The organism is Sorangium sp. KYC3313 (assembly GCF_052075895.1).
GTDB classification, from domain to species: domain Bacteria; phylum Myxococcota_A; class Polyangia; order Polyangiales; family Polyangiaceae; genus Sorangium; species Sorangium cellulosum_B.
The window spans coordinates 7,348,483-7,374,347 of record NZ_CP197255.1; the positions used below are offsets into that span (position 1 = coordinate 7,348,483).

Below are 25,865 nucleotides of genomic sequence, written 5' to 3' on the forward strand. Positions count from 1 at the left end.
AGGAACCCTGGAGGAAAGTTGACAGGAGCGCGGAGGACGTGCGAGCGGATGTCTGTGCGTCGACTAGCGCAGTTCCTGGAGCGGACCCTCCCCATCGCGGTGCTCATCGTCGCCGTCGTGGGCGCACCGATCATGATCTTCTCGCCGCAGGGGCTGCCTCGCCTGCGGGAGCTCGAGAGAGAGCTCGCCGACGTCGAGGAGGAGAATGCCGAGCTCGGGCGGCACATCGAGGCGCTCCGCGGCAAGGTGGCGCGCCTGCGCGACGACCCGACCGCCGTGGAGAGGATCGCGCGCGACAACCTGGGTCTCGTGCGGCAGAGCGAGGTGGTCTTTCAGTTCTCCCGCTGAGGACTCCGGGTCTCTCGGCCCTCCCCCAGGCCTGTTGTCCTGTCGGCCACAGGGCTCCGCCGCGGAAGCGCTCGACGTGACCACGTGAGCCGCGCTCGGCGCCAGGACGTGGGCCAGCGCGCGGCGCGAGCGCATGAGCTCGCCTGGCTCTCTCCCTCGCCCAGCGCGCGCCACGCCGCCGCCTGGGGTGGCGTGGCGCGCGGGCCCGCTGGCCGCTCGCCGCCCGTCCAGAAGGAGCGGCATCCGTCGTGACCGGATGCGGGGCGCTGCACGCTGGCAGCGTCCTTTCTGGTATTGTGCAGCGAGTGTCGCTAGACCTGGGCCGCCTCCTCATCGCCGCCGGCGCCGTCTCCAAGGCTGAGGTCGAAGCCGCCCTCTTCGTGGCGGTCCTGCGGGGCATCCCGTTCCCTCGCGCCCTCATCGACCGCGCCGCCCTCAGCGAGCGCGCCCTGGAGGAGGAGCTCGATCGCCACGGCGGCCTCGCGCTCCGGCAGGTCGTCGGCGCCCGCGATCTCGTCGCGCGCTTGCCGCGCGCCATGTGCCGCCGCCTCGGCGCCGTCCCGATCCGCATCGATCCCGGCGTCGGCACCATCGACGTCGCGGCGTCCGATCCGCTCGATCGCCACATCGCCGACGAGTTCAGCTTCCACCTCGGCGCGCCGGTGCGCATCTTCCGCGCGCCGATCACGGCGATCGAGGAGGCCATCCGCGCCCTCGATCTCGACGAGCGGGAGCAGGTCCCCTCCCGCGCGCGGCGCGCGACCCCGGCGTTTCCGCACGGCGCGCCCCAGTCGACCATCCCGCCGCCGCCGTCGTCCGAGGTGCCCATCCCGCTGATCCGCCGCGCCTCGGTGCCCTCGTTCGACGAGGTGAGCCTGGTCGAGGCGCCGAGCGGCAAGCATGGCCACCGCGGAGCGGCGCACAACGGTCACGCTCAGCGCGCGGACACGCCGGCGGCGCACGAGGAGGCGATCCTGCCGCTCCGCCACGCCAAGGCGGCCCCCGGCGCGCGCGGCTCTCCCGCGAGCGCTCGCCGCTCAGCGGACGCCGAACGCGGCGCCGGCGGGAGGGCGACCGGGCGCCAGGCGGCCCTGCGCGCGCCGGCGGTCGAGCCGCCGGCCGTCTCCTTTCCGCCGCCGCCGCCCGTGGAGATCTCGCCGCCCTTCAAGCTGCTCGCCTCGATCCTGCCCCAGGCCTCGCCTGGCCCCGACCGCGCGCCGGACAGCGCCGGGCGGGAGCCGGCCCCCTCGACGCGGCGCCTCGGCCGGCTGCAGCTCGACGCGCCCTCCGGCCTCGCGCCGCGCTCGCGCCGCCGCTCCGCCGATGCGGAGGTCCCGCCGCCTGGAAGCGGCAGGGCTCGCCCGGAGAGCGCCGCGCCGCCGTCGAGCAGGCGTTCCGGGCGGCTCCCGGCGCTGCCTCCCGCGCCCGAGCCAGAGCTCGGCGATCCCCTCGACGACGATCCGCCGCCGCAGCCCTTCGTCGATCTGAGCGACGTCATCGACGCGCTTTACCTCGCGCGCACGCGCGACGACGTCATCCGGCTCGCGCTCCGGGGGCTGCGGCTGTTCGCCGGGCGTGTCGCCATCTTCGCCGCGCACCGCGGGGTCTTTCGTGGGTTCGCGTGCAACGCGGAGTTCGGCGACCAGGAGGCGCTGCGCAAGCTCTCCCTCCCGATGGATCAGCCGAGCGTGCTCGCCACGGCCGTGGCGACCCACCTCTACGTCGGCCCGATCCCCGGCACCCCCACCCACGCGCCGCTGCTCGACGTCATGGTCAACCCGAGCCTCGACGTCGCCGCCGTCGCCGTGCAGGTCGTCGGCCGGCCCGCGATGATCCTGGTCGCCGATCGGATCCTCGACACATCGAGCGGCTCGCGCCGGATGGTCGAGCTCGCGCGCGCCGTCGGCGAGGCCTTCAGCCGGATCCTGTCGGCGCGCGGGTGAGCGCCCGCGGTCGTCCCGCGCGGCGAGCGCTGCGCGCCGTCCCGACGCTGCCCTGAAGGATCGCGCCGCGCTCGGCGCCCGCGGAGGTGCCCGCGCGCTGTCGGCTGCCGCGGCGCCCGCAGCTGCGCCCGCGCGCGCCGCGTTGCAGCCGTCGCGTTGCATGCGTGCGTTCCGCGCCTTTCATCGGCGCAACGGAAGCAGGAGGATCCCGATGCCGCCCTGGTGCAAGTGCGCGTCGCCCGATCTCAAGATGTGTTGTTTTCCAGTGTGTCTGTCCGACCCGATCTGTTCGCTTCGCGTGTTACGGGAATTTTCTTGTGACAAGCGAACCGTGTCCGCTCTCTTCGAAATTTTTTACAATCCTGAACGCTTTTTATGAACGGCGGTCAGATTTGGCTATCCGACTGCGGGTCAAATCAGGTTAAGGCATTTGGGTCTCATCGAGTTCGCGTGGACAGCGTGATTCGCCTCCCCCGAAAGGAGCTCCAAATGCATCCTGCAAAGCCGCAAGAGAGCAATGTGATCGCCCGTAAGCTCGTTCTGGTGATCGCTGGTTTGACCGCTGCCGCGGCCGGTTGCTCGGCAGACGTCGGCAGCGCCGACACCGAGGAAATCGGCGCGAATCAGCTGGGATTTGAGCGATTCGAGCGGACGGTGTTCCGGGAGTCTGACACCGGCATCTACATTGTTAACGGGGACACGCCGGTCGTGGATATCAAGCATCTGCGCGAGTTCTGGGAGGCGCATGTGCGTGATGGTGCGCTGATCGTCAACCAGGAACGCGGGCAAGACCTCATCTGGACGGCGGAGCAGCGGCACAACCTCTCGTACTGCGTGAGCACGAGATTCGGGGACAGGTACGAGGAGGTCGTGACGGCGATGGCGGATGCCGTCAAGGCGTGGGAGGACGTCGCGGACGTCGACTTCATCCACGTCGAGTCTGTCGACTCGCGCTGCACATCGAGCACCAGCGAGGTCCTGTTCGACGTGAACCCCGTCAACGCCGGCGGCCAGTACCTGGCGCGCGCCTTCTTCCCCGGCCAGTCGAGGTACTCGCGGAACGTGCTGATCGACAGGACCGCTTTCGGCAGCACGCGGCCCACGATGACGGGCATTCTCCGCCACGAGCTGGGGCACACCCTTGGCTTCCGTCACGAGCACACCCGTCCTGAGTCGGGCACCTGCTTCGAGGACGACAACTGGCGTGCTCTCACCGAGTACGACGGCGCGTCCGTCATGCACTATCCCCAGTGCAACGGCACAGGCGACAGCACGCTCGTCCTCACGACGAAGGACATCGCGGGCGTCCGGTCGCTCTATGGCACGCCGAGCGGTGACGGCGGAGGGGATGGCGGGGATGGCGGAGGCGGCGGGGAGCCGCCGACCGGGGAGCCGCCGGCCGGGGAGCCGACCACCGAGAACTTCAGCGGCCGCCTCGCCCGCGGAGCCTTCGATGCGGTCGGGCCCGCCGAGGGGTTCGAGGTCGTGGCCGGGACGACCCTCACCGTCGTCATGACCGGGACCGGAGACCCGGATCTCTTCGTGAAATTCGGTGATGCGCCGACGGCGAGATCGTTCGATTGCCGGCCCTACCTCAGCGACGCCAACGAGACCTGCACGCTCGATGTGCCCCAGGGCCAGACGAGGGCCTTCGTCAAGGTGCACGGCTTCACGGCCTCGACCTACGACATCGAGGTGCGCTACTCCGCGCCGAAGGCGCCCGGAGGTGAGCCCGGGGGCGGCGGCACCGAGACGTCGACGAGCTTCGACGGCAGCGTCTCGCGGCGCGAGACGGCGTCCCACGGGCCGATCTCGGTGGTCGCTGGCACGACCTTGCGGGCCGTGATGAGCGGCACCGGGGATCCCGATCTCTACGTGCGGTTCGGCGAGCAGCCCACCCTGGGCGCCTTCGACTGCCGGCCTTACCTCGACGGCGCGGACGAGACGTGCGAGCTGACGGTCCCGGAAGGGCAGTCCGAGGCCTTCCTCCTCGTGCAGGGATACACGGAGAGCACGTACACGGTGAAGGTCGACTACACGGCGCCGTGACGCGGCGGACCCTCGGTCCGCAAAGGCGGAGACTCCGCCTCTCATGGGCCGACCGGCCCGCGCGGGCGCGGGGGGGGAGCGGGGGGGGAACGAAGCGGCGGGCGGCAGGCGGCGGTGATGCGCGCCTGCAGCGCGAGGCGCCTGCGAGGAAGTCGACCCCCGCGCCCCGGTGAATGATAGGCTGCTGGCCCGGATCCTCTCCTGGCGCCGCCGCTTGCCCATGCCGAACGAGACCCCTCACGCCCTTCGCTTCACCTGGCTGTTGGCCGCGCTGCTCGTGGAGTGCGTCACGCTCGCCGGATGCATCGGAGAGCCCTTTCAGCTCGGCGGCGGCACCGTGGGCTCGACCGGCGGCGGCGGCAGCGAGCCGATCGGCGGCGGCGGCAGCGAGCCGATCGGCGGCGGGGGCGCAGGGGGAGGGACCGGCGGCGGAGGGTCGCCGCCCGTGCCGGTGACATGGCCGGACTCGCCGACCACGCGCTGCTCGAACGGGACCACCGTGCTGGAGGCGTGCCCAGGGCCCTCGGCGCCCTTCTTCGGGCAGGACGGGAACTACGAGATCGCCGTCCCCTCCTACACAGAAACCGACGGCGCGGTGAAAGACTCGGTGACCGGGCTCACCTGGGAAAAGGTGGCGGAGAACGGGATATTCACGCTGGTCGGCGCGCAGGAGCACTGCGCGGCGCTCAGCGCGCAGCGCATCGGCGGCCTCTCGGACTGGCGCCTACCGGCGCGGATCGAGCTCGTCTCCATCGTGGATTTCGGCCATGCCACGGCGTTTCCCGATATCTTCTTCACGTCCACCCAGGACAGCTTCTACTGGTCCGCGACCGACGTCGCCGCGGACAGCTCGTTCGCCTGGGGGGTGATGGCCAGCGATGCGTCCCTCGGCTTCTTCCCGAAGGACGACACGGCCGGCGCGCGGGCGCTGTGCGTCGGAGGCGCGAAGGGGATCGCGCCGGCCGATCTCTCGCCCGGCGAGGACTGGGTGCTCGATCGCTCGACGGGGCTCGTCTGGCAGCGCCACGCCTCCCAGACCCGGTTCATCTGGAGCGACGCGCTCGCGCACTGCGAGGACCTCGACCTCGCCGAGAAGGGCGACTGGCGGCTGCCGAGCGCGAAGGAGCTGCTCTCGATCGTCGATGATCGGCGGTCCGGGCCGGCGATCGACCTGGAGGCCTTCCCGGGGACGCCGCCCGACGTCTTCTGGTCGTCGACGCCCGCCATCGGCAGCGCGGAGAAGGCCGTCCTCGTCAACTTCACGAACGGCGCATCGCAGGACCACACGGTCCGCGATCGGCGGCTCGCGCGCTGCGTTCGCTCCGACGGGTGAGCGCCGCCCATGCGCCGGGGGGCGGCTCCGACGGCGCATGGCATGCGCCGCCGCCCACCCGCCGCCAGCGATGAGCGGAGGCCGCCGCGGCGGCTCAGCCCCCGGGCTTGACGAACTTCAGGACGAAGCGATCGCTCGTGCCCCGCTTGTCGCCCGCCACCATCGGCGAGGCGTTCCAGTCGCGCGTGTCCGCGGGGCTCCGGAGGAAGGTCGCCTCGGCGGCGAGCCGGAAGCCGGCCCGCTCGATCTCCTCGCGCACGATCTTCTCCTCGATGCGGTGGAGCGTCTTCACCTCGGTGACGCCCGTCCCCGCGCGCCCGGCATGATCGATGATCGCGAACACGCCGCCGGGCTTGAGCGCGCGGAAGACCGCGCTGTTCATCGCGGCCCGGTCCGTCTCCATCCACACCGTGTCGTGGTAGAAGAGCACGAGGAACACGGCGTCGAGATCCCGCGCCTCGGGCGGCAACGGGTCGTCGAGCTCGCGATCGACCCGGACCACCGGCTTCATCACGGGCTTCTTGAGCCGCTCGCCCCACGGCTTCTCGGCGAAGCGCTCGAGGACGAAGCGGTTGTTCTGCGCATAGACGACCCCTCCCGGCCCGACCGCCCGCGCCAGGAGCTCGGCCGAGTAGCCGCCCCCCGCCTCGAGCTCCGCGACCTTCATCCCCGGCTGAATGCCGAAAAATGCGAGCGTCTCCGCTGGCTTACGGCCGGCGTCGAGCGCCCGGTCGGCGTCCGCGCGATCGGCGGCGTCGACGACGGCGCGCAGGGCAGCAGGCACCTCCACCGAGGCGACCGACAACGGCGCCGAGGCGACCGCGTCGCCCGGGGCGGGGGCCGCCGCAGCGGGCGGCGCGTCGGGCTGAGCCGGAGGCGCGGCCGTCGGAGGCGGCGGAGCTGCGGGCGGCGAGGCGCTACACCCGGCGAGCGCGGTCAGGGCGAGGGCGAGGAGGACGTGAGGGTGTCGCATGCCGCGCTGCTAACCGAGCGGACCGAGCGCCGCAAGCGCTGCGGCGCTGCGACTCACGGGGTATCCGCGGCGGGGGCGGTGACCGCGGCCGGCGCGGCGCCTGCGGCAGAGCCCGCGGCCGGCGCGGCGCTCGCGGCAGAGCCCGCGGCCGGCGCGGCGCCCGCGGCGGGGCTCGCAGGGGAAGGAGCTCTTCGCAGGGGCAACAGCGCGGCCTGCACGGCGGCGGTGATCTGCGGCTGCACTGCCCGGACGGCGCGCTGCACGGCCGCAGGGGAGGCTGCGCTCGGTCCGCCGCGGCTGACGCGCACGCTGACCACCGCGATCCCCGCCAGCGCGGCGCAGGCGATCGCCCCCGCGAGCAGGCGCTGCCGCGTCGCCCCGGCCGGCGGGAGGACCGCGCCCGGCGCCGACGACGGCGGCCGCGCCTCGTCGCGCGGCCTCGGCGCCAGGGAGACCGCCCCCCTCGGGCTCGACGCCTGGACCGGATCGATCGCGCTCTCCTCGCCGGACGCCGGCGCCACGGCGTGGAACCCGCCGCTCATCGGGGCGCTCGACGGCGCCGGGAGCGCCGCGTCGATGCCATCGAGCGCGTCGAGCGCCTCGGCCTCGCCGCCGAGCCCCTGCGACGATGGGCCGGGGCGTCGCGTCGCGCGCAGGGTGAAGGGGCTGCCCGCGTCGGCGCGCGTCAGCTCGCCCCCCTCCAGGTCGTCTTCGTCCTCGGGGAGCTCGGGCGTGTGGGGGCCCGGCGGACGCGACTCCGGCGACTCCTTCAGCGCCGCGCTCACGAGCGCCCCGAGGTCCTCCGGCGTGCCGATCTCGTGGCCTGCCTCGCGCAGCGCCTCGATCGCCTCCAGCATCGCGCGCGCGTCGGGGAAGCGGTCGTCCCGGCGCGGCGCGAGCGCGCGCGAGAGGATCGCCTCCAGCGCGGGGCTCACCTCGGCGCGCAGCTCGCTCGCCCGCAACATCTGCCCCTCGCGCGCCGCCTCCATCCGCGAGGCGGCGCTGCTCCCGGGGAAGGGCCGCGTCCCGGTGAGCATCTGGAACAGGACCACCCCGAGGGCGAACACGTCGGCGCGCGCGTCGACGCGCTCGCCGTCGAACTGCTCGGGCGGCATGTAGCTCGGCTTCCCGACCAGGTCGCGCCGGGCGGTGTCCCCCCCGTCGCCCCGCGTGGCGATCGCCACGCCGAAGTCCGCGATCTTCACGACGCCGCTCAGCGAGATGAGCACGTTTCCAGGGCTCACGTCGCGGTGCACCATCAGCTGCCCCTCGGCGGCCGAGCGCTCGTGCGCGTAGCCCAGCCCCTCGAGCACCTGGGCGGCGACGAAGAGCGCGATCGGCACCGGGACGCTCTCCCCGCGCGCCCAGAGCCCCTTGCAGAGTCGCCCGAGATCCGTTCCGGAGACGAGCTCGAGCACGAGGTAGAAGTCGCCCGCTTCGTCGACGCCGAAGTCGAGCACCTCATCGATGTTGGGGTGCTTGAGGCGGGTCATCATGCTCGCCTCGGCGATGAAGAGCTGCCTGAGATCGTCGCTGCCGGCGTGCATCGGGACGATTCGCTTGATGGCGACCGGGACCTCCTCGCCGTCCGGCCCGAGCGCGACCGCGCGAAACACCTCGCCCATCCCGCCGCGCGCCATCCGCGGTCCAATGGCGTAACGCCCCAGAACAACCCCCCTCGATGGCGCGCTCTCCACGGTGCCCCCGACTCTAGAGTGCACCGAGGGGCGGGGTAAAGGGGCGACAGCGCTCGATCTCCAGAGATGCTGCGGTCGATTGCACAAATCGACTCGTGGTGTTCCCCTCTGCGCCGAAACATGGCTGTCACGAGCGCCAGCGCGGGCGGCGGCGACACGTCCACGACGAGCGCCCATCGCGAGCGTGGCAGGGGCTCAGGGGCGCGGAGCGAGGTGGATGTCGCTGGATCTGCGTGGGTCTGGTGCCCGTCCGCTCAGGACATGATGCGCGGCGCGCCGCTGCGAGCGCCCGGATGCGCTCGCTGTCGGGCTCACGCCTGGTGGAGCAAGATCGCGAGGAGCCCGAGCGACGCGCGCTTGCGCTTCGCGTCGACGGTCTCCGTGGCGCCGACGCAGAGCGGACAGCCGGCCTCGTCGCAGCGGCAGCCGGCGATGAGCTGCCGCGTGCGCGCGAGGAGCTCGTCGCGCTGCTCGTAGATGCGCTCGGAGAGCCCGACGCCGCCCGGCACGTTGTCGAACAGGAACAGCGTCGGATCGAAGACCCCGGCCGCCTCTCCGCCGGCCGGGACCTCCCGCGCCTCGCTCCCGTCCTCGAGCGTCTGGCCGATGTCGCGCGGATCGCACATGAGCGAGAGCGTCGCGACCGTCTCCAGCGCCCGCGCGATCCCGCGTAGGCCGTCGATGGCGGTCGCGCGGCCGAGGCCGAGCTCCTCGCAGAGCGGCTCGGGCACGGTGAGCCAGAACGAGGTCGTGTGCATCTGGATGTCGGGCAGCCGCACGTCGCCGTACCCCGCGTTCTCGTGCGTGTAGAACTTGATCTTCTTGTACCCGACCACCTTCTCCACGATGCTCACCTCGCCGAAGGCGGCGGTCGCCCGGCCGAGCGGGGCGGCCGCGCTCTCGTCGAGGATGCTCACCTTCCGGTGGGTGAGCGCGGTCGTGAAATAGTCGGGGACGACCTTCGTCACGAAGGCTTTGTGGTTCTCGTAATCGAGCCGCTCGACCTGGTACTGCTCGCCGTCGTGCTGGTAGATGGCCTGTTCGTGGAGCATCGTCGGCGCCGCGCGCCAGTCGAGCTCCGCGAGCGTCTTGCCGAGGGCCTTGTCGATGATGACGAAGTTGTCCCAGCCCACCGAGCGCAGGCTCACGTGGTTCGCCGGATACGCGTCGGCCGCCCAGTGGAAGCGATCGTTCGACTCGTGCACGACCCCGTTGTCCTGCAGGAAGCGGAGCGCCGCCACGGTGTCGTCCGGCGGCATCGCCGCGTAGGGCTCCCCCTTGAGGAACGGCAGCTCGAACGCCGCGCACTTGAGGTGCTGCACGAGGATCTCGGTGTTCTGCGGATCGATCCGGGCCGACTCGGCCCCGCGCTCCAGCAGGTACCCCGGGTTCCTCGCGAGGTACTGGTCGAGCGCCGCGCTGGTGGCGCACAGGACCGCGATGCTCGTCTTGCCGCGCCGGCCCGCCCGGCCGAAGCGCTGCCACGTCTCGGCGACCGACCCGGGGTAGCCGGCGCAGATCACCGCGTCGAGCTCGCCGACGTCGATGCCGAGCTCGAGCGCGTTCGTGGCCACGACGCACAGGATCTCGCCCTCGCGCAGCCCCCGCTCGACCCGCCGGCGCGTCTCCGGGAGGTAGCCGCCGCGGTACGCCATGATCGCGTCCTCCGCCCCGATCTCCTTGCCGACGCCCTCGCGCAGGTACTTCAGCATGATCTCGACCGAGTTGCGCGACTGGCCGAACACCAGCGTCGGCACGCGGGCGCGGGCGAGATCCCCGGCGAGGCGCACCGCGCTCTTCAGGGTGCTGGCGCGCACCCCGAGCTCCGCGTTCACCACCGGCGGGTTGTACAGGAAGAAGCGCCGCGGCCCCCGCGGGGCGCCTGACTCGTCGATGAGCTCGAGCTCGTCCTCGGCGACGCCCAGCAGGCGCGCGGCGTGCGCCTGCGGGTTGCCGATCGTCGCCGTCGCGCAGAGGAAGGTCGGGCTCGATCCGTGGAACGCGGCGACCCGGCGCAGCCGGGCGAGGACGTGGGCGACGTGCGACCCGAACACGCCGCGGTAGGTGTGGAGCTCGTCCAGCACGACGTAGCGCAGGCGCTGGAACGTCCGCGCCCAGTGCGCGTGGTGCGGCAGGATCCCCGCGTGGAGCATGTCGGGGTTGGTCATCACGATGGGGCTGCGCTCGCGCGCCGCCCGCCGGGCGTCGCCCGGCGTGTCCCCGTCGTACACGATCGCCGGGATCGTGAGCCCCGCCTCGCGGATGAGCGCGTGCAGGCCGGCCTCCTGGTCCCGGGCGAGCGCCTTGGTGGGGTACAGGTAGATCGCGCTGCCGCCCTGGCCCGACGCGGTGCCCTCGGCGAGCGCGTCGAGCACCGGGAGATGGAAGCAGAGGCTCTTGCCGCTGGCGGTGGGCGTCGCGACGACCACGTGCCGCCCCGCCCGCGCCGGCTCCGCCGCGGCGCGCGGGCCTGCCGGCGTCGCGCGGGCCGCCGCGAAGGCCCGCGCCTGGTGCTCGTAGAGCCGATCGATGCCGCGCCGCTCCAGGGCGCCGCGGAGCGCCGGCGAGAGCGCGTCGGGCAGCGGCGCGGTGCGCGCGTCGGCCGGCGGAAGCTCGCGATCCGCGGTGAAACAAGGGCGGACGTAGCCGGAGGCAAGCCACGACGAGATGACGGTCTCGACGCCGGTCTCGATCTTCCAGGGGGGCGACGGCATGACGCAGGTATACTAAACAGATGCGCCGTGTCACTCAACCGGATCGGGCGCGACGCACACGTCGGCCGCCCTGACGCTGCGCTGGCCTGCGCGGCCAGGATCTCGGAGGGCGGCGCGCGGATGCGGGGAGGGCGGCGCGCGGATGCGGGGAGGGCGGCGCGCGGGTGAAGGGCAGGCGCGGCGGATCGGCGCGGCAGGCGGGCGTCCCGGGCCGGCGCGGGACGCGGTCGCGGCGGGCTGCCGCGGCAGGCGGGCGTACAGCGGAGAGCTGGCCTCTCCCGTCCTCGAACGAGATCCGGTGTCAGGGGCTCTCCTGGGGTCCAGTTGCCGCACGCGCCGCACACGGGCGCTCCGGCGAATGGCTCATTTGCGCGCAACGGATGGGAAGCGCGGATACGGCGCGTGAGGCGATGTCTCAGTGTCGTCGTGATTCCTCCTGCACCGACGGACGCAGGGCGGCGCTTCTCGCGTGCGCGCTCAGGCGCCGCCCCGAGGCCGTCGGCCCTGGTGTGCTGGTTGCCTGATGAAGAGCCGATCGACGACGGAGATCCGGAGTCGATGATCCCATCCGCTCTTTCACCCGCCTTCTCCGGGCGACCTCTCGTCCGGGGCTGGCAACGAGGTGTCGCACATGAAAAACGCAGTGTTCTTGACGCTCTTCGGCGCGTCGATGGCGGGGTGCGCCGCGTACGCTCCGAGCTTCGGCGAGCGGCTCGGCGCGTCGGAGGCGATGATCCGAGCCGCCGAGGAGGTCGGAGCCGACGAGGATCCGCGGGCGGAAGCCCACCTCCGCCTCGCCCGGGAGCAGATGCAGCGGGCGACGAGGCTGTCGGCCGACGGCGTGCCCGAGCGGGCGCAGCGCATGCTCCTGCGCGCGCAGGCGGACGCGGAGCTCGCGCTCGCCCTCCTGCGGGAGGCGCAGGCTCAGGCCCGCACGCACGAGACGCTCGAGGAGGTCGGATCCATCCAGCGGCAGCTCCGCTAGGGGCTCGCGGACAGGAGGCGCGGAATCATGCGAACCAATCACGGGACAGTGGCCATTCTGCTCGTCGGCGGTCTCCTGGGGTGCGCGAGCGCCCCGCTCCCGCCGAAGGAGCTCATCGAGGCGAGGAAGAGCTACGAGCGCGCCCGGGCGAGCGCGGCGGCGGAGCTCGCGCCCGCGGACCTGCGCGGCGCCACCGAGGCGATGGAGCGCGCGGAGCAGGCGTTCGCCGGGGGGAGCGAGCTCGCCGAGGCGAGGGATCTCGCGTACCTCGCGGGGCGCCGGGCGCAGCTGGCCGAGTCGCTGGGGCGCGCGGCGGCCGCGGAGCGGCAGCGCGGCGCGGCCCTCCAGGCGTACGGCGAGGTGCACCTCGCGCTGCGAAGGAGGGGGGCGCCGGCGGTCGACCCGGCCGGTCCGACCGATCCTCCCGGACGGGAAAAGGCGCCGGTGCGATCGCGCGCCCCGGAGCGTCCGGTGGTGATCCTGAACCAGCGCTGAACCGGCGCGGCGACCGGCGGAGGAGGCGCGGGCGAGCGCGAAAGAGCGGAAGGGCGAAAGAGCGAAAGAGCGAAAGAGCGGAAGACAAGCGCCGCCGGGCATCGCCCTGCTCGAGGCTGTTTGCTCCGTGCCACGCCATCGCGTAGAAGCGAGGACGATGTCCTCGGACGCACCGCAAGCGTCGCCCGTCGCGCACCTTCCCGACGACCTCCCCAGCGAGGAGCGCGCCTCGCTCCGCTTCTTGGCCGTCGTGGCGCTCGTCTCGTGCGCCGCCGACCTGGTGACGAAGGGGTGGGCGCACGCGCGCCTCACCGGGTTCGACCCGAAGCGGTCGGGCGCGAAGGTCCTCACGATCATCCCGGACCACCTCGATTTCATCTTCGCGCAGAACCCCGGCGGCGCCTGGAGCTTCCTGCGCGGCCTCCCGGACGGCCTGCGGCGACCGTTCTTCCTGTTCGTCTCCGCCGCGGCGATGGTCTTCATCTTCTCGATCTACCGGCGCGTCCACAGGGACCAGACGGGGATGAAGTGGGGGCTCGCGCTGGCGCTCGGCGGCGCGATGGGCAACCTGGTCGACCGGATCCGCTACGGCTGGGTCATCGACTTCATCGACATGTACGTGATCCGCGGTGGTCGGGAGTATCACTGGCCGACGTTCAACGTGGCCGACATCGCGATCGTCGCGGGGGTCATCCTGATGTCCAAGGACATGATCGTCGCGACCCGCAGGCCGAGCGCGCCGTCCCCGGACGCTCGTGGCGCCTCGGAGGGCCCGGCAGGCGGTGACCCCACCCCTCCGCTATCGACGGAAGCGCCTCCGCCTGTGCCGCCGGCCAGCTGAGGGACGCGAGCGGGCGCCTCGGCCGGAGCAGACGGCGCGCGGCGCGGCGCCGGGGCGAGGCGCGTGCAAATCACGCACGTCACGTGACACGCGCGAGGCGTGAAAGACCCGCGCGGCGGCGCCCGCGGAGGGAAGCCTTTGCCGGAGCGCTCGGTTTGTCGTAGAGGAACGCGCTCCGCATGACTGAAGACGCGACGCCGCGAGACGCTCCTGTTGAGACCGAAGGTGCCCATGCGGAGTCGCATCGCTCCGCGCCCGTGAACGCGCCGGCCGGCGAGCCGCCGGCCTCCGCCGGCGAACGTGACCGCGAGGGGCGCGGCTCCTCGCAGGAGGGGGACGACGACGTGGTCGCGCCGGCGAGGCCCGCCTACCGGCCGTCGTACGTGTTCCTGATCGCCGTCTCGGCCGTCACGCTGGCCGCCGATCTCGGCACGAAGTGGTGGGCCAAGGACCGGCTGGAGCCGCAGGCGCTCACGGACCTCACCGCCGCGCCGCGGCCGCTCTCGTTCCGGAAGATCGAGGTGATCAAGGATCACCTGAACATGATCTTCGCGAAGAACCACGGCGGGGCGTGGGGCATCCTGGGCGACGAGAGCGAGGCGATCCGCCGCCCGTTCTTCCTGCTGGTCTCGCTCGCGGCGATCGTCTTCATCGTCTCGCTGTACCGCAAGCTCCACCCCTCCCAGACCGCGCTCAGGTGGGGGCTGCCGCTCGTGCTCGGCGGTGCGCTCGGGAACCTGGTCGACCGCATCCGTTACGGGTACGTCATCGACTTCATCCAGGTCCGGCTCACCTCGACGTTCGTGTGGCCGACGTTCAACGTGGCCGACATCGCGATCGTCGTGGGCGTCGGGCTGATGGCGATCGACATGTTCTCCCCCCACCGCCCCGAGGTCGCAGGGAAGGCGTCCGGCGCGAAGGCGTCCGCGGGCTGATCATGCGGCCCGAGCTGTTCCGCCTGCTCGACGTCGCGTTCCCCGCCTACTTCCTGCTGCTGCTGACCGGCTTCCTCTTCGCGACGGCCATCGGCGCGCTGTGGGCGCGGCGGATCGGCGAGGACCCGGATGTGATCGTCGACCTGGGGCTCGCCTGCCTGCTCGCGGGCGTCGTCGGCGGCAGGCTCCTCCACGTCATCGCCGACGGATACTTCTGGGATTACGTGCACCTGTGCACCGACCCGTCGCTCGTCGACTGGAAGGTCGAGCAGGCGCTCTGCGTGTCGCGGTACCACGGCGTGTGGGACGCGGCGAAGGGGGTCTGCCACCCGGTCGAGCGCGATTGCCTGGCGTGGGCGAAGTTCTGGGCGGGCGGCCTGACGTACTACGGCGGCTTCGTGGGCGCGTCGACGATGGCGTACTGGCTGCTCAAGCGCGATCGGTTCCCGTTCTGGAAGGCGGCGGACATGGCGGGCTTCGCCGTCCCGCTGGGCCTCGGGTTCGGCCGGATGGGCTGCCTGCTCGCCGGCTGCTGCTTCGGCCAGCGCACCGACGGGGCCTTCGGGCTCTCGTTCCCGCCGAACAGCCCCGCGAGCGAGGCGCAGTTCAAGCTGCTCGAGCTCACGAGCCCGCGCCTGCCGTCGCACCCGGTGCACCCGACGCAGATCTACGAGTCGGCGATGTCGTTCGCCATCGCGGCGATCTGCCTGCTCTACGTGCACGGGCGGAAGCGGTACGACGGGCAGGTCTTCGCGACGTTCCTCGGCCTCTACGCGCTCGGGCGCTTCGTGCTCGAGTTCGCGCGCGCCGACGACCGCGGGGGCCTCGTTGGCCTGTCCACGTCGCAGCTCATCGGGCTCGCGATGGCCGGCGCCGCGGTCGCGATCCACGTGGCGCGTAGCCGGAAGGCAGCGCCCGCGGCGGCCGCGCCCGCCGCCTGACCTGCGCCGCCGCCGCCGCGGAGGGCGGCGCGCGGAGGGCGGCGCGCGGAGGACGCAGCGCAGGCGGTCCGGGCTGCGCCGCGCCGCCGGTGGTGGGGGGGACTTTGGCCGAAGGTGGGGTCGTTTGAACCGCGACGTCGCCCTAGGACGCCAAGAAAACTCAATCGTCCTGGCGTCTTGTGGCGACTTGGCGGTTGCATCGTTCCGGCAGGGTGGGGGGGATTCACCCCACCACGGCGCCGCCCGTCAGCCCTTGGTGACTTCCTTCTCCTTGCGCGCCTTGTACGCCGCGCGCTGGGCGTCGGTCGGCGGCTTGCCGAAGACGTACGCGAGGCCGATCGAGAGCACGTAGAGCAGGCACATCGGCACGGCCATGACGAGCTGGCTCGTGATGTCCGGCGGCGTCAGGACGGCCGCCAGGACGAAGGCGCCGAACACGAACCAGCGGCCGAACAGGATGAGCTGGATGTAGTTGACGATGCCGGCGATGGAGAGGAAGAGCACGATGAGCGGGATCTCGAAGATGATCCCGAAGCCGAGCAGGAGCTGGGCGACGAAGTCGAGGTAGTCGCCCATCATCACGGTCGGCGTGATCGTCACCCCGTCGCCGCCGACCGTGCCGGCCAGGCTGAGGAAGTAACCGAACGAGATCGGGAAGGCCGCTCGCCAGCCGAACCAGCCGCCGCCGACGAACAGGATCGTCGAGAACAGGACGAACGGGATGACGTAGCGCTTCTCTTTGGCGTAGAGGCCGGGCGCGACGAACGACCACAGCTGGTAGAAGATGAACGGCGAGGCCATCGCCGCGCCGCCGATCATCGACAGCTTGAAGTAAGCGACGAACGCGGCCGCTGGCGCGCCGAAGTGGAGCGAGGGGTTGCCCGCCAGGCTCTGCTCCCGCCACGCCTGCACGAACGGGACGGTCAGGAAGTGCAAGAGCTCCTCGCGTACCTCCCACCCCACGATGCAGGCCGCGAAGAAGACAAGGATGCTCCGGACGAGCCGCTTTCTCAGCTCGTCGAGGTGCTCCCAGAACGACATCGGCTTGTCTTCGCCCGGATCCTCCGTGGCGTCGCTCGGCGCGCCCTCCGTCCCCGGGGAGCCGCTCTTCACCGCCGCCGCCTGCTCCTGGCTCATGACGTCGCTCCGTTTCCGGTCGCCACGCCCTGCGTCGCCGCGGCGGTCTCTGCGGCCGCGGGCGCCGTCGCCGCGGTGGTCTCTGCGGCCGCGGGCGCTGTCGCCGCGGTGATCTCTGCGGCCGCGGGCGCTGTCGCCGCGGTGGTCTCTGCGGTCGCGGTCGCGGTCGCCGCGGTGGTCTCTGCGGCCACGGGCGCTGTCGCCGCGGCGGGCTCGACGCCGGCCGTGGCGTCCGCGGTCTCCGTGGGGGCCGCGCTTTCCGGCGCGACCGGCAGGCCGGTGACGCCGTCCGGGGCCCCGTCCAGCGTCACTCCGTAGGCGTCGCAGCCGAGGACGGGGTACTCGCGCTCGCGGGGCGGCTGCACGACGGGCGGCGGCGGCTCGGGATCCGGCGGCCTCACGCGCGACGTGGACGACGCGATCGTACCGGCGGTCACGGCGTTGACGACGGGGTTCACCAGCGTCTCGATCACGTTGACCCGCGACAGGGCGCGGAGCTCGCGGAGCTCACGCTCGAGCCCCTCCTGGCGGATCAGATCGTCGATGCCGCTCTGCGTCCGGAGCTCCGTGCTCAAGCGGCGGAGCTTGGCGATCCAGCTCCCCGCCGACCGCATCATCGCAGGCAACCGCCGGGGACCGACCACGATGATGCCCACGATGGCGAGCACCATGATTTCGCCGAAGCTGAAGCCGAACACGCGCGCAAGCTAGCGCGCGTGGGAGCAGGGATCCATAGCGACGCTCACGCTGGCCTGGGCGGCGGGCTCGGCCCGACCTCGGCAGCGCCTGCGCCCGCGGTCGCCCCGGCGCGGGGCGGCGCCCGGCGGCCGCCCGGCCGCTGCGCCTCCGCCGAAGGCCGCGCGAGCTGCCCGCACGCCGCGCCGACGTCGCCCCCGCCCGAATAGCGCACGATCGAGCCGACGCCGGCGGCGGAGAGGACCGCGCGGAAGGCGTCGAGCCGCGCCGAGCGCACGAACGGATCGGCCGACGCGCCGCGTTCATCGCCGCCGTCCTGCGAGGGCAGCGGATCGCCGGGCGCGCCGATCGCGTTGTAGGGGATGAGGCTGAGCCGGGGAGAGATGCCGTGCTGCGCCGCGAAGCCGCGGGCGAGCGCGGCCAGGCACGCGGCGTCCTCGTCCGTGTCGTTCTGGTCCGCGAGGAGCGTGTACGCCCACATCGGCGCGTGCCCGCTCGCGCGCGCGTGCTCGCCCACGGCCGCGAGGACCTCCTCGAGCGGGTGCGCGCCGTCGATCGGCATGAGCAGGCGCCGCTTGCCGGGGCGCACCGAGCCGAGCGACAGGCCGAGCCGGACCGCGGGGACCTCGGCCGCGAGCCGCCGGATGCCGGACGGGAGCCCCGCCGTGCAGACGGTGATGTTGCGCATGTCGATGGCCTGCGCGCTCGGCTCGGAGAGCACCCGGATCGCCTGGATGACCCGGTCGGCGTTGGCGAGCGGCTCGCCCATGCCCTGGAACAGCACTCCATGGACGCGCGCGCCGCCCCCGACGTGCGCCGTGGAGGCGTCGAGATCGCGGCGGATGAGCCGCACCTGCTCGACGATCTCCCAGGCCTCCAGGTTGCGCGTGAGGCCCATGCGCCCGGTGGCGCAGAAGGCGCACGCGAGCGCGCAGCCGACCTGCGAGCTCACGCACGCCGAGTACCGGCCCGGCCGCTCGAGCGGGATGCGCACCGACTCGACCGTCGCGCCGTCCTCGAGGCGGAAGGCGTACTTCACGAACGGATCCTCGGCGCTCGCGCGCCGCTCGACGAGCGCGAGCGTCCTGATCTCGCCCGCCGAGCGAGCCGCGTCGAGCGCGGCGCGCCGGACGGTCGCGGGCGCGCGGGCGGGCAGCTCGCCGAGGCGGTGCGCCAGGGAGACGATGCGGCGCGCGTCGGTGAGATCGATGCCGCACGCGCCGGCGAGCTCCTCCGGCAGCACGGCCTGGAGCGCGAGGCGGGGGCGGCGTTCGTCCGGGCTGCTTCGAGGGCTGGGATCCACGGCGGATACCGACTAGCGCGCCAGGGCGGCCCAGTCTACGGCCGCGCGCGCAGGTTGCGCCGGATCCGCCGGGGGGGCGCGGGTTCGCGCCAGTCCTGGCGGCGGGGCTCGCCCTCGCGCAGGGCGTCGCGGCGCAGGCGTCCCCGGAGGACGTGCTCGGCTTCCGGCGGGGGGCCTGCGCAAGGTGGCCGGGCAGGGCGAGCGCCGCGCGATCGAGATCCCGCTCCGCGCGGGCTACGTCTACGAGAAGTCCCCGGTGCCGCCGCAGGAGGGCGTGACGAATTTCATCGACGCGGACCGGCACACGATCTCGCTGGGGGCGGGCGTCGTCCTGAACCGGCCGCTGGAGGAGCTGCCGGGTCGCTCCGGATCGACCTGCGCGGGCAGCTGTCGGTGCTGCCGGAGGTGGCGGTCGAGAACGACAACCCGGCGGATTTCGTGGGGATTACCGGGCCGACGGGACGATGCTGAACCTGGGGGCGACGGTCACGGCGGCGTTCTGTGGTGATGTTGTGCGAGGAGCGAGCCTCTGCGGCATGCCCGTCGGCCTGCAAAGACGATTGAGCGCAGGCCCGTACTACCTCAATTATCCCAAAAGGTCGTCGCCTTCCATCCCCCTGTCTCGCCGTCCAGAATCTGGATGTGCTCGTGGCGGGCCGTGTCGCTCAGCTCAGTCAAGGCCTCGTCGCTGCCAGAAATCGCGACCTTTGTGGTTGTCCAATGTCGCTTTGCCCATTGGACTACAGGGATCAGCTCGCGAGAGCTGCGCGCCCGTAGCTCGACTACGGGCGTACTGTGTGGTGGGGCGGACTCCCAGACGGTGTATGTAGAGGAGACATACAGTCTTGCTCTCGGATCACTGCACTCTGGCACGAGCGGGACGTTGAAGTGCCCAGGGAGATCGTGCCATGCTCTGAGCGGAATCGTCAGGAGCGGGCTCTCGTGTGACATCGCGTCGAGATGAGAGTTGAACGCGATGCGCTCCAGCCATGAAATCGTGCTTCCGCAAACAAAGTCGAAGTGGCCGTAGGCTACGTCGCAGAGCCAGATCGCCCCGGTGGCGTCGCGCAGGTAGGATTCAAACTCCGGGCCCCCTCCGAGACAGATCATGTCGATATCCCCCCACGTGTAGAAGGGCCATTCGACCCGAACGATCCGAGATGATCCAGGCGCGACGACGACGTTCTGGGGAGCCGCTTGCCGCGCAGCGCGCGGAAGATCCTCGAGGCGCCAGAGCCCAAGCCACATCTCCCCCTCGCCAGGTCGAAGGAGCAGGGTTCGCCCGAGCTGCCGCACGTCTTCGGGCACGCTACACATCGGCGCGCCAGTCATCGCGCTGGGCGGTGCGACGGGAAGGGATGCGGCGTGATGTCGAAGATATTCCTTCAAGCGATCACTCCCCACCGATGGTGGGTGCCGACGAATGCGCTCGAGGTGTGTCGGGGTCGCTCTGATTGTCTCGATGACATGTCCGCATAGCGACCTGGTCTGCTGGACCAGATCTTGTTCCCCAAGTGCGACGGTTATGGTGTTTTCGCATCTGCTGCGGTATAGCGGAGTTGCTCGTGGTTCATCGATGGCGTGATGATCGAGGTCGCTGACGAATCTGAGATGCGCGTCATGCGCTGGCATCCGCGCGCTGAAGCCAAGCCTGTTGCAGTGTTCAAGGATGCGCGCGGCCCCCTCGGCTGAGCGGGTGAGAAAACAAGAGCCCCAGCACAATATTTCTTTGTCTGCAAATGTGTTGTCTACCGTCTCGATTGCGTCCAGCCCCAGCGCCTGCGCGAGATCTCGGCCCCAGCGTCGCGGAAGTGCCGCGAGCGCATCCTCGCAAACGAGCTCCGGGATCCACGAACGATAATGGTGTTGTAACACGAGCAGCTCGACGCAGGCGCGCCAGGAGATGCTCGAGCCAAGATCGGATGTTTCCCACGCGCCGCCCTCGCGTTCGACCAATCGGATCTGCCTGCGTCCGCTGCCCCAGAGGCAATAGCCCTTCGTGCGGTTGTCCGGCGGCGCTTCGAGGGTGGCTGGATACCCCAGGGTGATGCCATCGATGACGGGCATGCCACGTCTGCCAGTTAACTCGTGAAGCTCGTCGTCGAGCTCTCGTGTGGGTGACAGATTCGCCAGCCGCGTCCGCGGCACCACGGGGGCTGCGCGAAGCGCATCGAGCGCACGGGTTGACCAGCGGGTTGTCAAAGCGCTTGCCATCTTCCCTCGTGATAGTGCCATTTTCCCAGTCCGTCGGTCGGATGCTTCGCGGGATCTCGATAGTCGGCCTTGAAGGGTTTGCCCCACTCGGGTGGGGTGACGGCCGAGGTGCCGCCGGCCGGCATCTTCTTGGTCAGGCCGTGCTCCGGATCGTTGGGATCGAGACCAGCGAGCTTCCAGAGCCTCGGAAGCGTCTGCGAGCAGTTAGGGCACGCCTGTTTGATGTTCCCATCCCCGTCCCACTTCGATTCTATGCTCTTGATGTCCTTGAGCGCCTGCTGAAGGTTTCTCTTGCCATCTTCGGTCTTCGGGTCGATGCGCTTCCCTGTTGCGCTTTCCCATTGCTTCAAGTAGTCGCTCATCGCTTTGGGTTCGGCGCAAAGGGCCGGGTTCCGGTCGAATTTGCCTTGTTTGGGGACGGCGGATGACTTCGGCAGAGCGTCTTTCACGGCTTCGTGCAGGTTGCTCTGCCAGTCCGGGTCGTAGCCTGAAGTGCCGGTCCCTGTGATCTGCTTTCCGCCGCTCGTCGCTCCGAGCACGGTCCCCTGCATCGGGATCGAGTCAGGATTCAACGCGTTCACGTCGGCGAGATCCGTGGGCCTCCCTTCGGCATAAACGTACGTTCGCAGGCTCCCCTCCAGCCGGATCGGCTCCGGGCTCAGGTACTGCCCCGTCTCCGGATCGTAGTAGCGGTGCCTGTTGTAGTGAAGCCCCGTCTCTTCGTCCGCGTACTGCCCCGGGAACCTGACCGGCGTCAGCCCCGCCCGCTCGTCTTCGACCCTCCCGAACAGCGACGCTTCCAGCGTGCCGACGAGCCGTCCATCCTCCGCCACGAGCGCCTCCGGCATCCCGTTCGGCGCGTCGACATAGTACCGGACCTCGTCATGATCGCCCCGCCGCACGAGGTCGGCCAGCGGCAGCGAGGCCCCTGGCAGCACCGCGTACGCGCGCTCCTCCGCGACCGGATCCCCGCCCGCCGACGCGCGCTCGCCCTGGAGCAGGTTGTCGTCGCCCCAGTCGAAGCGCCACGAGCGGCCGTCAGCGGCGGCCTTGCTCGTCATGCGCCCTCGCTCGTCATACGCGAACGTCACCACTCCGCGCGCCACGAGCCGCCCGCCGGGCGCGTACTGCCGCTGCGCTGCGCCCTCGTACAGCTCTCCGCCCGGTCCGTGGCTGAAGCGCTCCATCTCCTCCCGTCGTGCTCCCTCGGTCCGCCGGCGCGCCACGGCCATCCCGTTCGCGTCGCGCGGGATCTCCACATGGCTCCCTCGCGTCGCCTCGCCCACCGCCTGGAGCAGCCCCGCCGGCGACCACCCGTAGCTCTGCGCGAAGGTCACCCCGAGTGGCCGAGGCCCCACCCACGCAGGCTCGCCCGGTCGCACCACCGGCCCTGCCTGCGGGCTCATCACACTTACCCCCGCGACGAGCCCATCCGGTGTCACATCCCCGGCGATGCGTCCGCCTGCCGGCAGCGTTCGCTCCACCAGGTTGCCCGCCGGATCGTAGGCCAGGCGCAGGACCCCCGCCGCGCCCAGCACGACCTCGACCGCCCGCCCCGCCGCGTCGCGCGCGATGTCCATGGTCCCGAACGGACCCGCCGTCCGCACCGCGTTACCGAGGACGTCGTACGCCGTCTCCGTCGTCGTCCGCTGGATGCCGCGCGCGACCGTCTCGCGCACCACGCGCCCGCGCGCGTCACGCGTGTACTCGCAGCTGACCTCTCCGCTCGTCACGTACTCCATCCGGCCGAGCGGGTCATAAACGATCTTGTCCTTTCGCCCGTCCGAGAAGCTGCGCTCGATGAGCCGCCCGCACGGGTCGTAGACGAGCTCCACGTGACCCGCGCCGTCCCGGATCTCGGTGATTGCGACAGGCGCTTTCCCTCATACGCCAGGCGAACCTCGTTGCCGTACCGATCCGCGATGCGCGACAGGAGCCAGGCGCTCTCCTGTCGCTCGCCGAGCACATACACGAGCCCTTCCGCCTCCAGCGTGTAGCCCGCCTCGTGCCGCGTCAGCCGGCCGCAGGGGAGGACGACGGGCTGTCCCGGCTCGGGCACCGCAGCTGTCGTCGGCGCGGCGCTCGGCTCCAGCACGCGGAGCGTCCTCCTCCGCTCCTCGACCGTCCAGGCCAGCGAATGGCTCCAGCCGAACCCGAGGCCCAGATCGACGTCGCGCGTCTCCGACGAGTAGCTGCGCTCCACGACCAGGGGAATCGGCCCTGGCAGCGCCAGATCGACGACCTTCGCGGTGTAGACGCGCCCGGTCACGGGATCGACCGGATCCCCCGCCGACGTGCCCCCGCCGCGCCCGTGCGACGGATTCGGACAGCCTCCGCCGCTCCCCGGGCCGCACGTTCCGGCGTTCTTGCCGCCGCCTTGCGCGCCGTTGCCACGACCTCCACCGCCCGCTCCCTGCCCGCTCCCGCGCCCCCGCCCTCCGCGGCCCCCGCCGCCACCCCCACCGCCACCTCCGCCCAGGATCCAGGTGCCAGGGTTCATGCCAGGTATTGCAGGGATGTTCGGAACCGGAGCCGTGCGCGCCATGGCGCCATAGTTTCGAGCTGTCCCGTGCAGTCAACCTCTCGGCGAGCGGGGGAGGTGGCAGCCCCGCGGGCGCAGGATGCCGTGGTGATAGATTCGGTACACATGTAGTGTCATTTCGCAGGCAGACCTGTAAACGTCGGTACACACGTGGTGTCATTTCGCAGGCAGACCTGTAAACGTCGGTACACACGTAGTGTCATTTCGCAGGCAGATCTGTAAGCATCGGTACACACCTGGTGTCATTTGGCATGCGGAGCTGTAACCCGCGCTGAGCGCCAAGCGCCGAGCGCCGACGGCGGGGAGCGCGGCGCGATGGAGAGCGCCTCTGGCCCGACGCCTTGCCCCGCTCGCGAGCGCCTCGAGCTGGCCGAAAAACTTGCGTCCGGCCGCCCGCGACGAAACATAGAGGAGAGTGCCCGCCAGGACCACGACGCCTCTTCCCTCGGCCTGACGAGCTCTCGCGAGCGAGGCAAACCATGGCGTTCAAAAGCGCGGTCATCGGACACACGACGCAGACAACCAGCAGGATCTTGGCCGTCTTCGAGAGGCCCAAGGGGAGGGCGAGACTGGCGTTCGCGGACGACAACGGCGTTCGCACGCTCGACGTGCCGATCAGCAGCGCGCCGCCCTTCGGGCTCGCCACGTTCGAGCTGAGCGGGCTGAGCGGCGAGAGGGTTCGTTATGGCATCGTGGAGCACGACGCAGGAGATCCGCTCCCCACACCCGCCGATAACCTGAGCATCAACGGCTCCGCCTTCCGCACCGTCGCGAACGGGCCGATCCGGATCGGCCTCGTGAGCTGCAACGACATCGACAACCACGAGTTTCCCAAGGAGCGGCGCGGGGCGATGTGGCGGGCGCTCAAGGCGCTCGTGGACGAAGGCAAGGTGAACCTCCTGGTTCACGCCGGTGACCAGATCTACGGCGACGGCGATCCCACGGGCTGGTCGCCCTCGGAGGGGCGCACGGCCGCGTACCGCAGGCACTACGTGCAGACGTGGTCGCACCCTGACGTGGCGGCGGTCCTCGGGAGCTGCCCGAACGTCATGATGTGGGACGACCACGAGATCTACGATGGCTGGGGGTCGAACAACAACGACGGCACCCCGCAGGCCGTGGAGCGCTACAGGGCCGCGGAGCAGGCGTTCAAGGAGTTTCAGGTGGCGCTGAGCCCGAGGGACCGCCTGAGCAGCGCGGGGTTCGGCTGGATCGCGAAGCACGGCGACGTCGCCATCCTCGCGGTCGATGGGCGATCGCAGCGCTCGTGGAAGAGCGGGGCGATCCTCGGCAAGCAACAGCTCGACGACCTCGAGCTCAGGCTCAACGAGCTCGCGGCGCTCGATCTCAGGCACCTCTTCGTCGTGGTCGGCACGCCCGTCGTCTACCTGCCGCTCGCGGCCGCCGAGGCGCTCACGAACGCGTTCAACATGGCCTCCGTCGACGACATCCGGGACGGCTGGGCGGCCTCCAACAACCAGAACGAATGCAGGCGTTTTCTGATGTCTCTCATGAATTTCGCCGGCTTCAGCCCTCGCACCCAGGTGACGCTCATGGGCGGCGACATCCACGTGGGCACGATGGCGCACATCGACACGGTCCTCGGATTCGGGCAGCCGCGCTCGCGACCGCGCCTCTATCAGGTGACCGCATCCGGCATCGCGCGCCCTGCCCCCAGGGGGATGTCGCGCATGATCCTCTCGCTGCTGACGAACGGCGGTAGTCAGAACCTGTTCAACGGCGACATCAAGGGATTCCTCCGGGAGATCGCGGGGTCCGATCACAGGTACTGCGTCACGCACCGCAACTTTGCGATCCTCGATCCGAGCGACGGCGCAGACGACTGGGACAGGAACAACAACCTGTCGGTCCGCTTTCATGTGGAGAAGGACAGCGGCGCCATCGGCGTCCTCGAGCAGGTCCTCCCGAGAGTGCACACGTAAGCGCCGACCAGCCATGAGCTGGCCCTTCGCGTAACGAAGAACGCACCGCTGGGCGCGAGACGAGCGGGCGGCGCCGGCGGGGGCGCGGTCATGCGCCGTCCCGGCGAGGGGGCGTGAGCACTTCCTGCACGCCTATCCAACGAGCGGCCTCTCGCCGCCATCCTGTTCGGAGAGGGGGTCTCTCCTCGCCACAGCAGTCGCCGCGACGTGGCACGGTCGATGCTCCGACGTTGACGTTCGCGCTCGTCGCGGGGTGCACGCAGCGAGGGCACCGGACCGGAGGCACAATGAACATGAGAACGCCGCCCCTGCTCTTCTCCGTCGCGCTCTTCCTGGTCGCCTGCCAGAAGGAACCTCCCTCGCGCTGGGACGAGGCGGCGACCAAGGAGCCCACACCCGCCGCGAGCGCCGCCGCTGACATCAAGCCAGGAGCCGCGTTCAATGGGTTCTTCCCCCCGGAGGGAGCCGAGGGGACGAGCCGCGTCTTCACCGCGGAGAAGCCTGGCTACGCGGAGGCCAAGCTGCGGAAGGACGGCGGCGACGTGGCCTCCCTGTCCATCACCGACACGGCGGGCGATCCCCAGGTCGTCGCCAAGTTCGCGAACGCGACGGATCACCTCGCCGGCATGCCGGTCGTGACCGTCGGGAAGAACCAGTCCGCGCTCCTCGTCAAGAATCGTTTCCAGGTGAAGGTGTCCTCCCAGACCCTGGACCCCGAGGCGCGCAAAGAATGGCTGAAGCGATTTGACCTGAGCGGTCTCGCGAACCTCTGAGGG

At 71.1% G+C, this 25,865-nt stretch carries 20 protein-coding genes; 11 read left to right on the forward strand and 9 right to left on the reverse strand.

Annotation, left to right across the window (positions count from 1 at the left end):
* Positions 1-48: 48 nt before the first annotated feature.
* The 4 genes from ACSRUE_RS28335 to ACSRUE_RS28350 all read left to right on the forward strand — a co-directional run bounded on the left by ACSRUE_RS28335 (position 49) and on the right by ACSRUE_RS28350 (position 5,673).
* A complete protein-coding gene (locus ACSRUE_RS28335) occupies positions 49-348 on the forward strand; it encodes an FtsB family cell division protein (RefSeq protein WP_437944374.1) in 300 nt (99 codons plus the stop codon).
* Positions 349-653: 305 nt separating this feature from the next.
* A complete protein-coding gene (locus ACSRUE_RS28340) occupies positions 654-2,291 on the forward strand; it encodes a hypothetical protein (protein ID WP_441286318.1) in 1,638 nt (545 codons plus the stop codon).
* A gap of 489 nt (positions 2,292-2,780) precedes the next feature.
* Positions 2,781-4,340: a pre-peptidase C-terminal domain-containing protein gene (locus ACSRUE_RS28345; protein WP_437944372.1), complete on the forward strand. Its 1,560-nt coding sequence runs from the start codon at positions 2,781-2,783 to the stop codon at positions 4,338-4,340.
* A gap of 220 nt (positions 4,341-4,560) precedes the next feature.
* Positions 4,561-5,673, forward strand: coding sequence for a DUF1566 domain-containing protein (locus ACSRUE_RS28350; RefSeq protein WP_441286319.1), 1,113 nt, complete (start codon positions 4,561-4,563; stop codon positions 5,671-5,673).
* A gap of 94 nt (positions 5,674-5,767) precedes the next feature.
* On the opposite strand, the gene ACSRUE_RS28355 is transcribed toward ACSRUE_RS28350, so the two are convergent.
* The 3 genes from ACSRUE_RS28355 to ACSRUE_RS28365 all read right to left on the reverse strand — a co-directional run bounded on the left by ACSRUE_RS28355 (position 5,768) and on the right by ACSRUE_RS28365 (position 11,057).
* Positions 5,768-6,646 (reverse strand): class I SAM-dependent methyltransferase, encoded by an 879-nt coding sequence (locus tag ACSRUE_RS28355; RefSeq protein WP_441286320.1) that lies wholly within the window; start codon positions 6,644-6,646, stop codon positions 5,768-5,770.
* Between the two features lie 53 nt (positions 6,647-6,699).
* Entirely contained in the window at positions 6,700-8,271 is a 1,572-nt protein-coding gene (locus ACSRUE_RS28360; RefSeq protein WP_441286321.1) for a protein kinase domain-containing protein, read from the reverse strand.
* Between the two features lie 383 nt (positions 8,272-8,654).
* Positions 8,655-11,057 (reverse strand): DEAD/DEAH box helicase, encoded by a 2,403-nt coding sequence (locus ACSRUE_RS28365; RefSeq protein WP_441286322.1) that lies wholly within the window; start codon positions 11,055-11,057, stop codon positions 8,655-8,657.
* A 631-nt stretch (positions 11,058-11,688) separates the two neighbouring features.
* Between ACSRUE_RS28365 and ACSRUE_RS28370 the strand changes: the two genes are divergently transcribed.
* From ACSRUE_RS28370 to ACSRUE_RS28390, 5 genes are all read left to right on the forward strand, one after another.
* Positions 11,689-12,042 (forward strand): DUF4398 domain-containing protein, encoded by a 354-nt coding sequence (locus tag ACSRUE_RS28370; protein ID WP_441286323.1) that lies wholly within the window; start codon positions 11,689-11,691, stop codon positions 12,040-12,042.
* Between the two features lie 27 nt (positions 12,043-12,069).
* Positions 12,070-12,537 carry a DUF4398 domain-containing protein gene (locus ACSRUE_RS28375; protein WP_441286324.1) on the forward strand — a complete coding sequence of 156 codons (468 nt, stop codon included), beginning with the start codon at positions 12,070-12,072 and terminating at the stop codon, positions 12,535-12,537.
* Between the two features lie 157 nt (positions 12,538-12,694).
* On the forward strand, positions 12,695-13,378 hold the full coding sequence (gene lspA / locus ACSRUE_RS28380) for a signal peptidase II (protein ID WP_441286325.1): 684 nt from the start codon (positions 12,695-12,697) through the stop codon (positions 13,376-13,378).
* 257 nt (positions 13,379-13,635) lie between these two features.
* Positions 13,636-14,313, forward strand: coding sequence for a signal peptidase II (lspA, locus tag ACSRUE_RS28385; RefSeq protein WP_441286326.1), 678 nt, complete (start codon positions 13,636-13,638; stop codon positions 14,311-14,313).
* Positions 14,314-14,315: 2 nt separating this feature from the next.
* Positions 14,316-15,254: a prolipoprotein diacylglyceryl transferase gene (locus tag ACSRUE_RS28390; RefSeq protein ID WP_441286327.1), complete on the forward strand. Its 939-nt coding sequence runs from the start codon at positions 14,316-14,318 to the stop codon at positions 15,252-15,254.
* 246 nt (positions 15,255-15,500) lie between these two features.
* Here the strand turns inward: ACSRUE_RS28390 and tatC are convergent, their stop codons facing one another.
* From tatC to ACSRUE_RS28420, 6 genes are all read right to left on the reverse strand, one after another.
* Positions 15,501-16,391, reverse strand: coding sequence for a twin-arginine translocase subunit TatC (tatC, locus tag ACSRUE_RS28395; protein ID WP_441286328.1), 891 nt, complete (start codon positions 16,389-16,391; stop codon positions 15,501-15,503).
* Complete coding sequence (gene tatB / locus ACSRUE_RS28400) at positions 16,388-17,089, reverse strand: Sec-independent protein translocase protein TatB (protein WP_441286329.1); 702 nt, start codon at positions 17,087-17,089, stop codon at positions 16,388-16,390. Before tatB ends, tatC begins: the two co-directional genes overlap by 4 nt.
* Positions 17,090-17,133: 44 nt before the next feature.
* Positions 17,134-18,390, reverse strand: coding sequence for a 23S rRNA (adenine(2503)-C(2))-methyltransferase RlmN (gene rlmN / locus ACSRUE_RS28405; RefSeq protein ID WP_441286330.1), 1,257 nt, complete (start codon positions 18,388-18,390; stop codon positions 17,134-17,136).
* A 582-nt stretch (positions 18,391-18,972) separates the two neighbouring features.
* Positions 18,973-20,457 carry a hypothetical protein gene (locus ACSRUE_RS28410; protein ID WP_441286331.1) on the reverse strand — a complete coding sequence of 495 codons (1,485 nt, stop codon included), beginning with the start codon at positions 20,455-20,457 and terminating at the stop codon, positions 18,973-18,975.
* A 131-nt stretch (positions 20,458-20,588) separates the two neighbouring features.
* Positions 20,589-22,439 carry an RHS repeat-associated core domain-containing protein gene (locus tag ACSRUE_RS28415; RefSeq protein ID WP_441286332.1) on the reverse strand — a complete coding sequence of 617 codons (1,851 nt, stop codon included), beginning with the start codon at positions 22,437-22,439 and terminating at the stop codon, positions 20,589-20,591.
* The gene (locus ACSRUE_RS28420) at positions 22,334-23,104 is read right to left on the reverse strand and encodes a DUF6531 domain-containing protein (RefSeq protein ID WP_441286333.1); all 771 of its coding nucleotides are present in this window, start codon (positions 23,102-23,104) and stop codon (positions 22,334-22,336) included. The genes ACSRUE_RS28415 and ACSRUE_RS28420 overlap by 106 nt, the downstream gene beginning before the upstream one ends.
* Before the next feature lie 575 nt (positions 23,105-23,679).
* Between ACSRUE_RS28420 and ACSRUE_RS28425 the strand changes: the two genes are divergently transcribed.
* Positions 23,680-25,089 carry an alkaline phosphatase D family protein gene (locus ACSRUE_RS28425; RefSeq protein WP_441286334.1) on the forward strand — a complete coding sequence of 470 codons (1,410 nt, stop codon included), beginning with the start codon at positions 23,680-23,682 and terminating at the stop codon, positions 25,087-25,089.
* A 293-nt stretch (positions 25,090-25,382) separates the two neighbouring features.
* On the forward strand, positions 25,383-25,862 hold the full coding sequence (locus tag ACSRUE_RS28430) for a hypothetical protein (protein ID WP_441286335.1): 480 nt from the start codon (positions 25,383-25,385) through the stop codon (positions 25,860-25,862).
* Positions 25,863-25,865: the final 3 nt, after the last annotated feature.